Source organism: Gemella sp. (genome assembly GCF_057272915.1).
Genome location: NZ_DBHIUF010000009.1, coordinates 77,523 through 90,425, shown reverse-complemented (window position 1 = coordinate 90,425; position 12,903 = coordinate 77,523). Strand labels below are relative to the sequence as shown.

At 31.1% G+C, this 12,903-nt stretch carries 10 protein-coding genes; all 10 read left to right on the top strand.

Annotation, left to right across the window (positions count from 1 at the left end; genetic code table 11):
- A partial coding sequence (locus ACO6OL_RS05420) for an LPXTG cell wall anchor domain-containing protein (protein WP_485502401.1) occupies positions 1-520 on the top strand: 520 nt, incomplete at its 5' end.
- Positions 521-790: 270 nt separating this feature from the next.
- On the top strand, positions 791-1,519 hold the full coding sequence (locus tag ACO6OL_RS05415) for an ATP-binding cassette domain-containing protein (RefSeq protein ID WP_485502400.1): 729 nt from the start codon (positions 791-793) through the stop codon (positions 1,517-1,519).
- Positions 1,519-3,033 carry an ABC transporter permease/substrate-binding protein gene (locus ACO6OL_RS05410; RefSeq protein WP_485502399.1) on the top strand — a complete coding sequence of 505 codons (1,515 nt, stop codon included), beginning with the start codon at positions 1,519-1,521 and terminating at the stop codon, positions 3,031-3,033. The genes ACO6OL_RS05415 and ACO6OL_RS05410 overlap by 1 nt, the downstream gene beginning before the upstream one ends.
- A 295-nt stretch (positions 3,034-3,328) precedes the next feature.
- Positions 3,329-4,186, top strand: coding sequence for a BRO family protein (locus tag ACO6OL_RS05405; protein WP_314160863.1), 858 nt, complete (start codon positions 3,329-3,331; stop codon positions 4,184-4,186).
- Between the two features lie 33 nt (positions 4,187-4,219).
- Entirely contained in the window at positions 4,220-4,441 is a 222-nt protein-coding gene (locus tag ACO6OL_RS05400; RefSeq protein ID WP_485502398.1) for a hypothetical protein, read from the top strand.
- Positions 4,442-4,716: 275 nt separating this feature from the next.
- The gene (locus tag ACO6OL_RS05395; RefSeq protein WP_485502397.1) at positions 4,717-5,502 is read left to right on the top strand and encodes a RecX family transcriptional regulator; all 786 of its coding nucleotides are present in this window, start codon (positions 4,717-4,719) and stop codon (positions 5,500-5,502) included.
- Between the two features lie 12 nt (positions 5,503-5,514).
- The gene (gene lepA, locus ACO6OL_RS05390; RefSeq protein WP_485502396.1) at positions 5,515-7,332 is read left to right on the top strand and encodes a translation elongation factor 4; all 1,818 of its coding nucleotides are present in this window, start codon (positions 5,515-5,517) and stop codon (positions 7,330-7,332) included.
- The gene (gene hemW, locus ACO6OL_RS05385; RefSeq protein WP_485502395.1) at positions 7,332-8,465 is read left to right on the top strand and encodes a radical SAM family heme chaperone HemW; all 1,134 of its coding nucleotides are present in this window, start codon (positions 7,332-7,334) and stop codon (positions 8,463-8,465) included. The genes lepA and hemW overlap by 1 nt, the downstream gene beginning before the upstream one ends.
- A 99-nt stretch (positions 8,466-8,564) precedes the next feature.
- The gene (gene rnc / locus ACO6OL_RS05380; RefSeq protein ID WP_485502394.1) at positions 8,565-9,278 is read left to right on the top strand and encodes a ribonuclease III; all 714 of its coding nucleotides are present in this window, start codon (positions 8,565-8,567) and stop codon (positions 9,276-9,278) included.
- Positions 9,279-9,299: 21 nt separating this feature from the next.
- A complete protein-coding gene (smc, locus tag ACO6OL_RS05375; RefSeq protein ID WP_485502393.1) occupies positions 9,300-12,854 on the top strand; it encodes a chromosome segregation protein SMC in 3,555 nt (1,184 codons plus the stop codon).
- The last annotated feature ends 49 nt before the right edge of the window (positions 12,855-12,903 follow it).

Sequence of the window (12,903 nt, the reverse complement as noted above, 5' to 3'; positions counted from 1 at the left end):
AGCAACAGTGACAGATCCAACAACAGGAATAAGTCATACAATTCCAGGAACAGATTTAACGATAATCGTTCCACCGGTAGTCGACATCCCAGAATTCAACGGTGCAGTAAATGGAGAACTTCCAGATCCTGTAGAATTACCTAAAGTTAAACTTATCATTACTAAATGGGCTGATGAACAAGGTAATGAATTGAAACCAGCGGATGCTAAAACTCCATCTAAACTAGGAGAACCTAATGAAGCGTATGAACATGGTACAATACCAGGATATGAATTCGTAAGAACAGAGATTAATTCTGATGGAGATGTTGTAACTCATATCTTCAGAAAAGTTACTCCAACATCACCAAAAGTTGATGAAAACATTAAGCCAAAATCAACAGCTAAAGTAGAGAAATCTACTAAACGCTTAGCGAATACTGGTGAATCTGAAACAAATACAGGGTTAGCAGGATTAGGATTAGCTGTGTTAGGAAGCTTACTAGCAATTGCTAAAAGACGTAGAGAAGATGAAGAATAAATTATATAGAATATAATCTTAAATCTTTCTATAATAATTAAATATTCAGTGAGAAGTCCTAGAGTATTATGGATACTCTATAGGGCTTCTTACTTTTCAAAAGTTTATTTGTTGACACTTGTAAACTATTTAGTTAGAATATTATATATAGGGAAAACTAAATTAAAATATTTTTTTTTAAATTGTTTGTCCTATATAGTATAAAGGTAAGTAGTTGAAAGAAGATTGAAAGTTTTGTGGTTATGAAGAAATAAGGAAGAAGGTATAAAAATGATAGAATATAACAATGTTTCATTATGCTGTTCCACAAATGGTTTAATACTTGATGGATTAAGTTTTGACATACAAGAAGGAGAGTTTTTTGTTCTAGTTGGGCCTAGTGGAAGTGGAAAAACAACAACTTTAAAATTAATAAATAGATTGATAGAACAAACTGACGGTGATATTTATTTTGAAGATAAGAGGTTGAAAGATTATGATTTAAGGGAATTAAGACTTAAAACCGGCTATGTTCTTCAACAAATCGCACTATTTCCGAATCTTACTGTTGCAGAAAATATTGCGCTAATTCCAGAAATGAAAAACTTTGACAAGAAAGAAATTAAAGAAAAGACTGAGGATTTACTGAAAAAAGTAGGATTAGATCCAAAACATTATATGAATCGTCTTCCTAAGGAACTTTCTGGAGGAGAAAAACAACGTGTAGGAATACTACGTGCGATAATTGCTAATCCTAAAATTTTACTGATGGATGAACCATTTTCAGCACTAGATCCGCTTAGTAAAGTTCAATTACAGGATTTAATTAAAACTTTGCACAATGAATATAAAATGACAACAGTTTTTGTAACTCACGATATGGATGAAGCGATGAAGCTTGCTGATAGAATTTGTGTATTAAAAAATGGTAAGGTAGTTCAAATTGCTACACCAGAAGTATTAAAAGAAAACCCTGCTGATGACTTTGTTCGTGAATTTTTTGCAAGGGGGAATAAATAATGAATTTAGTAAATACATTTTTAGAAAGAAAAAGTGATTGGATAACTGGATTATTTGAACATCTTCAGATTTCATTATTATCACTTATTATTGCGATTTTTATTGCGGTTCCTCTAGGGATAATTATCTCAGGGAATAAAAAGACAAGTGAATGGTTTTTACAAATTACGGGTATCTTCCAAACTATTCCTTCTCTTGCATTACTTGGGTTATTCATTCCATTTATGGGGATTGGTACATTACCAGCAGTCGTGGCATTGGTAATTTATGCAATATTCCCAATACTACAAAGTACGATTACTGGATTATCGGAGATTGATCCATCATTAGAAGAAGCAGCAACAGCCTTTGGTATGACGAAACTAGAGAAGTTGAAAAAATTTAAACTTGCACTCGCTATGCCAATACTAATGAGTGGTGTGAGAACGGCGAGTATTATGATAATTGGTACAGCAACTCTCGCCGCTTTAATAGGAGCGGGAGGATTAGGTTCATTTATTTTACTAGGAATAGATAGAAATAATTCAGCGTTAATTCTAATTGGTGCTATTTCATCTGCAATATTAGCGATTCTATTTGGGTTATTAATTAAATTTTTACAAGATAAAAAACCAAAAACTATTTTGGCATCATTACTTGCGGCTGTAGTGGCTTTAACAATTAGCTTCTTCCCAATTGGAAAAATGTCTAATGATAAATTAGTTATTGCTGGGAAACTTGGTGCCGAGCCTGAGATATTAATTAATATGTATAAAATACTCATTGAAGATGAAACTAAAATCGATGTTGAGGTTAAACCTAATTTTGGTAAAACTAGTTTCTTATATGAAGCATTAAAAGGTGGAAGTATTGATATTTATCCAGAGTTTACAGGTACAGTTACAACAACATTATTAAAAACACCAGAAATTGTACCTTCTAATGATCCTGATGAAGTGTATGAAGTTGCACGTAAGAAAATATTCGAACAAGATAAACTAGTATACCTGAAACCTACGAAATTCCAAGATACATACGCATTAGCAGTAACAGAAGACTACGCTAAAGCAAATAAGATTAACAATATTTCAGACATAAAACTCGTAGAAAATTCTGCAAAAGTTGGGTTCTCGTTAGAATTTAACGATAGAGAAGATGGTGGAATAGGTCTTAAAAATCTTTATCACTTAAATCTAAATGTTAAAACAATGGAACCAGCGTTAAAATATCAAGCAATTTCAAATAGTGATGTAAATATTATCGATGTATTCTCGACTGATAGTAAGATAATTACTAATAAACTTAAATTGTTAAATGATGATAGACGTTTATTCCCACCATACCAAGGGGCACCAATATTAAGAGAAGAAACTCTAAAAAAACATCCAGAACTTGAAAAAATATTAAATAAACTTTCTGGAAAAATAACAGAAAAAGAAATGACAGAGATGAACTACAAAGTTGATGTAGATGGGAAATCTGCGTATGATGTAGCAAAAGAATATCTACAAAAAGAAGGATTAATTAGAAAATAATCTAGTTTCTTTGACAAAAATAAGTTAGAAAAATTCTCAAGCTGTACGGCTTGGGATTTTTTTCTTTCTAACATTTCCTTTTTTATGTGATTTTTGATAGAATTATAGATGAAGAAAATTATAAATTTAAGAAATAAAAATAATGATATACAAATCTATTTTAAATGAAACTTATATGTTGAATAAATAGCTAATATATGTCAGTTGTGAAAAATTATATTAGTTGTATGTTGCTTATAGTTTTAAATTTTAGATAATAGTAAAAAATATACGGAATTTAAAAAGGAGAATAATTATGGATAATGAAATTAAATTATTTGAAGGAAATCAAATAAGATCAATTTGGGATAATGAAAGAGAAGAGTGGTATTTTAGTATTGTTGATATCATTGGAGTATTAACTGAAAGTGAAAATCCAAGGAAATACTGGAGCGTATTAAAAACAAGACTTAAAAAAGAAGGAAATGAACTGGCTACAATTTGTAGCCAGTTGAAATTGAAGGCAACAGACGGGAAGATGAGAAGTACTGACGTTGCGGATATGCAAGGTGTATTTCGTATAATTCAATCTATACCATCTCCAAAAGCAGAACCTTTTAAGATGTGGTTATCAGAGGTAGGTAAAGAAAGAATAGATGAAATTATAGATCCAGAATTAACTATTGATAGAGCATTGTCAACATATCTTCAAAAAGGTTATACGAGGGAATGGATTAATCAAAGATTACAAGCAATTCAGGTTAGGAGAGAATTAACAGATACTTGGCAAGACCATGGAGTAGAAGAGGGAAAAGAATATGCAATATTAACTAATGAAATTACTAAAGCATGGTCTGGTATGACAACAAGACAATATAAAGACTACAAGGGATTGAAGAAACAAAACTTAAGAGATAATATGACAACAACTGAAATTATCTTAAATATGTTAGCGGAAGCTGCAACAAAAGATATAGCTAATGCAACACATCCGCAAGGTCTAGAAGAAAATAAAAAAGTTGCAAAAGATGGAGGTAGTATTGCTGGAAACGCAAGAAGAGAGATTGAAGAGAGAACAGGGAAACCAGTTATTACATCAAAAAATGCTATAGATTTTAGTAGATTAATATCAGATATAATTAAATCAGCAGAAGAAAATGAAAAGAGAAGTTAGTAATTACAATAAAATGTTGCCAATGAAATATAAATGGTATTATCTAGATTTCTTCAATCTTTAGATGAGAAGAATGTAATTGATTCTATTCAAAGTACTTTTAAAAAATATGGGCATCTTACAGCAAGTGAATTAGTCACAATTACCCATAGAAAAGGAACACCTTGGGACCATACAAATATAAATGATATTATTAATGATGAGGCTGATACAAAAATCATAAATTTTAAAAAAAGTATATATGATAACTCATAGACGCAGTGGTTTATTGATATCTAAATTCGCTTTATGAAAGTTTTTCAGACATCTAATAAACTGTGCGGGGGTGACTCGACAAAATCTTGTTTCTACGAAATCACGATTTTTGAGTCACTCCCATGTAGAAAAATAAAAAAGGTTAACGAAACTAATTTTTTGTACAAGTTAGATTTCGTTAATCTTTTTTTTCTAACATTTCCTTTTTGATGTGATTTTTGATAAAATTAAAGGTAAGAGTTTTTTAGCGAGAAATGTAGAAAGTAGGTGTAAATTTGCAAGTTACAAATATAACAAAGCTAAAAGTTAAGTATAAAATAGACTTGGAAAATGGTAAACATTTTTATGTTTCTGAAGATACGATTATTAAATATGGACTTATAAAAAAAATAGATTTATCAAAAGAGCAACTAAAAGAAATTATTGCTCACGAAAGTGTTGAGAGTGCTTATAGTAAGGCAGTACATTATTTACAATTTGGTCTGAGAACTAAGCAGGACATAAGAGAATATCTTCAGAAAAAAGAGATTGCTAATAATGTTATTGATAAAGTAATTGAGAAGTTAATAGAAATTGGTTATTTGAATGATGACCATTATGTAGAAGCTGCTGTAACAGATTATTTTAATCTAAATTTAAAGGGGCCATACTGGATACAAAGAAAATTGTTAGAAAAGGGCTTGGATAAAGACGTTATTGAAGAAAATATTGCGAAGATTTGTACTGAAGAAGCAATGATAGAAATGCTTTATAAAATTATTGAGCATGAGTATAAAGTACGAAGAGAGACGAAAAATAAAAAAGTTCAAAAAATAACACAAAAACTTTATACAAATGGCTTTACATCTGATATAATAAGAAAGGTGTTTGACATATTTTTCGAAGACTATGAGGAAGAAGATGAAGATGATATATTAGATGAGCATTTTAGAAGGGCTTATCAGAGTTATAGTCGCAGATACGAAGGGTATGCACTTAAACAAAAGCTGATTGAAAAGCTAATAAGGGATGGTTTTTCGTATTATACAGCTAAAGACTACGTAGAAAAACAAGATTTGTAAAGGAAGAATAAAATGGATAAAAGAAACGAAAGGCAAAAGAAAATAAGGAACTTTTCTATAATTGCACATATTGACCACGGGAAATCGACTCTTGCGGACAGAATTTTAGAAAAAACAAAGGCGTTAGAACAACGTGAGATGAAAGCACAACTTCTTGACTCAATGGATATTGAGCGTGAAAGAGGTATTACGATTAAACTTAATGCAGTGCAATTACAATATACTGCTAAAAATGGAGAAGAGTATATTTTTCACTTAATCGATACACCAGGACACGTAGACTTCACATATGAAGTATCTCGTTCTTTAGCAGCATGTGAAGGGGCTATTTTAGTAGTCGATGCTGCTCAAGGTATAGAAGCCCAAACTTTAGCTAACGTATACTTAGCATTAGACAATAATTTAGAAATCATTCCAATTATTAATAAAATTGACTTACCTGCTGCAGATCCTGACAAGGTTAAGACTGAGATTGAAGATGTAATTGGATTACCAACAGATGATATCGTACTTGCTTCTGCTAAAGCGGGTATTGGTATTGATGAAATCTTAGAACAAATCGTAGAATATATTCCAGCACCGTCTGGAGATGCTGCTGAACCACTACAAGCGTTAATCTTTGACTCTTTATACGATGCGTATAGAGGAGTTATCGTTTCGGTTCGTATTAAGAACGGTACTGTAAAAGCTGGAGATAAGATTAAGATGATGGCTACTGGTGGTGTGTTCGAGGTTACTGAGGTTGGTATTCACACACCTAAGGAAAAAATCGTTGATGAACTTACTGCAGGTGATGTAGGTTTTATCTGTGCATCTATTAAAAATGTAAGTGAAACTCGTGTAGGGGATACAATCACATTAGCAAATAATCCTGCTAAAGAAGCATTACCTGGGTATAGAAAATTAAATCCAATGGTATTCTGTGGATTATATCCAATCGATTCATCAAAATATAATGATTTACGTGAAGCGTTAGAAAAATTAGAACTTAATGACTCAGCTTTACAATATGAAGCGGAAACTTCTCAAGCACTTGGATTCGGATTTAGATGTGGATTCTTAGGAATGTTACACATGGAAATTATCCAAGAGCGTATCGAGCGTGAATTTAACATTGATATCATCGCAACTGCACCATCGGTTATTTATAAAGTTGAAAAAACGGACGGAACTATGGTAGATGTATCAAACCCATCAGAAATGCCAGATCCACAAAAAATTAATAAGATTACTGAGCCGTTTGTTAAGGCGAGCATTATGGTACCAAATGACTATGTAGGTGCTGTTATGGATCTTTGTCAGAAGAAACGTGGTATCTTCTTAAATATGGAATATATCGATGATACGAGGGTTAATATTACTTACGATATACCTTTATCAGAAATCGTGTTTGACTTCTTTGATCAACTTAAATCTAATACAAAAGGATATGCGTCATTCGACTATGAATTAACTGGATATAAAGATAGTAACCTTGTTAAGATGGATATTCTATTAAATGGTGAACAAGTCGATGCTTTAAGCTTCATCGTTCACAGAGAATTCGCTTACCAACGTGGTAAAGTTATTGTAGAAAAACTTAAAAAACTTATTCCTAAACAACAATTCGAGATTCCTATCCAAGCTGCAATTGGAAATAAAATTATCTCTCGTGAAACTATTAAAGCGATGCGTAAAAACGTTCTTGCTAAATGTTACGGAGGGGATATTAGTAGGAAACGTAAACTATTAGAGAAACAGAAAAAAGGTAAAGAGAGAATGAAAGCTGTTGGTAGCGTAGAGGTTCCTCAAGATGCCTTCATGGCTGTTCTGAAAATGGACGAAGAATAATGAAAAGTTATCCACGCGGAGTATATATTCATATTCCATTTTGTAAGTATATTTGTTCATACTGTGATTTCAACAAGTTTTATATACAAAGACAACCTGTTGATAAGTATATAGATTGCTTAATCAAAGAAATTGAGGGTATGGAAAACATTCAAAATGTTGAAACTATTTATATTGGTGGTGGAACACCGAGTGCATTAAGTGATGAACAACTTCATCGTCTACTGACTGCACTTAGAAATAAAATTCCACAACAACTGCGTGAATTTACTTTTGAAGCTAACCCTGAGGATCTTGTTGATTCTCGGGTTGCTTTGGTAAAGGGCTACGGAGTTGATAGAATTAGCATGGGAGTTCAGACTTTTAATAATGAACTGTTAAAAATTCTTGGACGAGGGCATGTTGCTGATGATGTAGATATGGCGATTGCTAATTGTAAAAAACATGGGATTGAGGACATTAATGTAGATTTAATGTTTTCATTACCGAAGCAGACTATGGACGACTTGTATGATAGTATGAAGAAGGTTGTAGAATACAATATTAGTCATATTTCATGTTATTCATTGATATTAGAGCAAAAAACAAAACTTTATAATCAAGTTAGAGATAAGAAAGTTACATTACCTTCGAATGAAACTGAGGAGAAAATGTACAATGAGGTTATTAATTTCTTAACAGAAAATGGTTATGAACAGTATGAAATCAGTAATTTTGCTAGACCTGGTCATGAGAGTGTTCATAATAGTAGTTACTGGAAGAATATAGAGTACTATGGACTTGGAGCGGGTGCTCATGGTTATATTGATGGAGTACGTTATGCTAACCAAGGAGCATTGAAATTCTATATTGACAGTATGTTAGAAAAAGGGCACGCAAGACGTGAAGAAAATACTGTAACACTTAAGGAAAGAATCGAAGAGGAAATGTTCTTAGGACTCCGCCTTTTGGTAGGTGTAGATTTAGATATTTTTGAAGAAAAGTATGGACAAAGAGCAGAAGAAATCTTCAAAGGTGTGGTTGATAAAAACATAAGAGAAGGGTACTTAGAGATTGAAGGTAATAAACTTCGTTTGACTAGAAAAGGATTATTCTATGGAAATGATGTGTTCTCTGAGTTTTTATTAGATTAGTAAAGTATTTTAAAATATGATAATGATTTTGTGGGGGAAACTTGATAATTTATGTGAAATTTTGAGTTTCTCCTAATAATAAAAGAAAGGAGAATAATTATGGAACGAACATATATTGAGAGATTACTTAGTAATTTAAATGAAGAGTATGGATTTAATTTAAAATTCAGTGATAATTTTAAAAATGCATTTTCTCATTCTTCTTATACTAATGAGAAAAGAATTGCGAAGCATCTGAATTATGAGCGTCTGGAATTTTTAGGGGATGCTGTTGTTGAACTTACAACAAGCGAATTTTTATTTAAGAAATTTTCTGAGCTTCCAGAAGGTGAGCTTACTAAGTTACGTGCATCTATTGTTTGTGAAAAAACATTGGTTAAATATGCTTTACAACTTGGTTTAGATAAATGTATTTATCTAGGAAAAGGTGAAGAAAAAATGGGCGGAAGAAGTCGAGCAGCTTTACTTGCTGATATTTTTGAATCTTTCGCAGGAGCAATGTATTTAGAGTCAAATCTTGAAGTGGTGAAAACTTTCTTAAATAATACTTTATTTACAGAAGTGCAAGATCTTGAGTATCACAGCTTTGTAGATTATAAAACTATACTACAAGAGTATATTTCAAAAATTAAATTAGGTGATATTGAATATGTAGTTCTTGATTCTAGTGGACCATCACATTCAAAAACTTTCACGAGTGCTATTTTAATTGGTGGAAAACAATACGGAAGCGGAACGTCTACAACAAAGAAAGAGTCAGAACAAATCTCAGCAAAACAAGCATTAGAAAAGCTTGGATATAAAGATATTTAAAATTAATGAAAGGAAAAAAAGATGAAATTAGCAAAGGTTGAAGTTACAGGTTTTAAATCTTTTCAGAAGAAGACAACGTTTGAATTTAAAAATAATTTAATCGGTGTTGTTGGACCGAATGGTTCGGGAAAAAGTAATATAATTGATGCTATTCGTTGGGTTTTAGGTGAGCAATCTGCTAAAAATTTACGTGGTAGTAGCATGAAAGATGTTATCTTTTCGGGGACTGAAGATGCGAAAAGAAAAAACTTTGCTGAAGTAGCGGTAACATTCTCTAACGGAGAAGATAGTTGTGAAATTAAAAGACGTTTGTATAGAAATGGTGATAGTGAGTATTACATTGATAATAAACGTGCAAAATTAAAAGATATTACTGATATGTATCTAGACCTTGGGATTAATAAGGAGAGTTATAGTATTATTACTCAAGGTAAGGTAGAAGATATTATTTCATCTAAGCCTGTCGATCGCAGAGCAATTATAGAAGAGGCATCAGGTGTATTAAAGTACAAAAATAAGAAAAAAGAGACTAATCTTAAATTAGAAAAGACAAACGACAACTTGATGAGGTTAAATGATATTTTCTCAGAAATCTCAGGTCGTTATGAGATTTTAGAAGATCAAAAGAATAAAACACAAAAGTATCTTGATTATTCTAATGAACTTGAAGAAAAAGATATTTTATTAAATGTCTATAATATTGTTGAATATCAAAAAAGACTTGCAGATTTGCTACAAGTTAAACATGAGAAAGAATCTGAAAAACTTGGACTTGAAAGTAGACAAGAAGAACTTATTAAAGATTTAGAAAGTATCAAGAATAGCTTAGTTTCTCTAGATAGAACTTATATGAAATATCATGATGAAGAGTTAGAGCTAGTTCAGAAAAAAGAATCTCTTCAATCGCAATTGAGCGTTATTGAGGAAAGAAAAAATAATAGAACTCTGAGAAGTGAAAAAATTAATGATGATATTAAGTATCTTGAGGAAAGAAAACAAAACCTTGAGAATAAGTTAGCAGAAAGAGAAAATCTAAATGCTGAAACTAAAAGTAAAATTCAAAAGATTAATAAAGAAATCTCTTCATTAGAATCAGGTGAAGAGAGTAAACTAGAGTTAATCGAAAGAAAAATAGAAGAATTAAAAGACACTTATTATAGCTTAATAAACGAAGAAACTAGACTAGAAAATAGTATAGAGTTCGCTAAAAAAAATCTAGAGAATGCTGATGAAAACAGTAAAGAAATTCTTAATAATATTGAAAGACAAAAGCAAGTTTTAAGTATAAAAACAGAAGAGCTTGCAGCTGCTACTGAAGAACAAAAAATTCTAAATGAACAGCTAGCTAACCTTCAAAAAGAACTTGATATATTAGTTGAAAAAAATATTTTAATTAATTCAAATGGAAAAAATATCGAGGAACAAATTCGCACAGGATACAACTTCAAGAGCAACCTGGAAAATCGTAAGAAATTCTTAGAAGATCAAATTAATAATTTAAGTTTTTACAATATTGGGGTGAAAGAAATTCTTGCTAATAAAGATTCTTTAGCTGGTGTTCACAATAGTGTAGCAAATATTGTAGAATTTGATAATGAATATGCTGTTGCAATTGATATTGCTTTAGGACAAGCACAGCAAAATATTATCGTAGAAAATGAGAATGTTGCAAAAGAGTGTATTAATCATTTAAAGAAAACTAATAAAGGTAGAGTTACATTTTTACCATTAAATAATATTAAAGCAAAAGCTATAGCGAGTGATGTTTATAGAACAGTTGTAAATGAGGAAGGATTTATCAATATTGCTGAGAATCTAATAACTGTTGATAGTGAGTACAAAAATATAATATCTCACTTATTAGGGCTTGTTATTATCGTTGATAATATGGATAATGCCAATAGAATAGCACGTAAGATTAATTTTAGAAATAGAATTATTACGCTTGATGGGCAAATCATCAATAGTGGTGGATCTATCACTGGTGGTGCTATTAATAAAAATAATAACTCATCTATTAAACATAAGGCTGAACTTGATGAGCTAGTGCAGAATCTTGACAAAATTAATGAAAAGATTGAGAAATTAGCAAATGAGAAGAGTCTATTGGAGAGTCAACAACAAGAGGTAATGGACGAAATCCTAAATTCTAAATCTGTGAAAGAAGATGTGATTTTAAAACTTAAGCAATTAGAATTAAGTATAAATCATAAAAACTCTGAAATTTCCGATATTAAAGTGAATATAGAATTAAATGAGAAAAAACTACTAGAATTCAAAGATACTGAAGATAATTCGAGTAATATTGTTGAGTTAACTCAAAGTCTGGAGAAAATTAGAGTAGATCTACGAAAACTTGATGAGAAAATTAAGGAAGAAAGTAGTAAGAAACAAAATGCCCAAAGTGCAGAGGAATTGTTCTTAGAGAAAATTGCTGAGCTTAAGATTGAAAAATCAAAATTAGAAGAGACAACTAAGCATGGTTTAGAGTTAATAGAATCACTATTAGCTGATATAACAGATATAAATGAGCAACTAACAAGATTAGAAATGTCTAAAGATGCAGAGTCTTTAAGTGAGGAAGATGAGCAAAAGATATTAGAAAATAATTCTAAGATTATTGCTGAGTGTAGTGAAAGATTAACAACGCTTAAGACGTTATTATTAGATCTTGATATGGAAAAAACAGGATTATTCAAACGCGAAAAAGAAATTACGGTAGCTCAACAAAGAAATAACGAAAGTCTACGTCAAAAAACTTCAGAATTCGAAAAATTAACTGTAGAACAGACGAAGATAGAAGTTAAGATCGATGAATATCTAGAGAACCTTGTTACTAACTATAATGTAACATATGAGAGTGTATCAAACAGATTAACTGCTGAAAATATTGAAGAAGCACCTTCATATAAGAATGATGTAGCAAGACTTCGTAAAGAGATTGTAGAGTTAGGTAATATTAACTTAAATGCTATAGCAGAGTTCGAAGAGGTTAAAGAACGTTATGACTTCTATAATGAGCAAATTACCGACCTTGTAGAAGCGAAAGAAAAACTAGAAGAGACTATTGCAGAGATTGATAAAGAAGTAAAAGAACGCTTCTTAACGACATTTGTTCAAGTAGCAGAAAATTTCAATAAAATATTTAAAGAATTGTTCAAAGGTGGTTATGCAGATATGACTTTAGAATCACCAAATGACATATTAAATACTGGAATAGTAATCGAAGCTTCACCTCCGGGTAAAAAACTTCAAAACCTTTCATTATTATCAGGTGGGGAGAAATCTTTAACTGCGATAAGTTTATTGTTTGCGATATTGCAGGTTAAAAATCCACCATTTGTAGTTCTTGATGAGGTGGAAGCGGCACTTGATGAAGAGAATGTTAATAAATTTGCAAAATTCTTAAAAGTTTATTCAGAGAATAATCAATTCCTAGTTATCACACACAGACGAGGAACTATGGAGGCTATGGATACTCTATACGGAGTAACAATGCAAGAAAAAGGTATTAGTTATATCTTAGAATTAGAGTTGAAAGATGTTATCGAGAACTTCAAAGAAGTTATAGAGTAAGCAGATAAACTTTTATAATAGGTTAAAAGACACGGTTAAGTTTAAACTT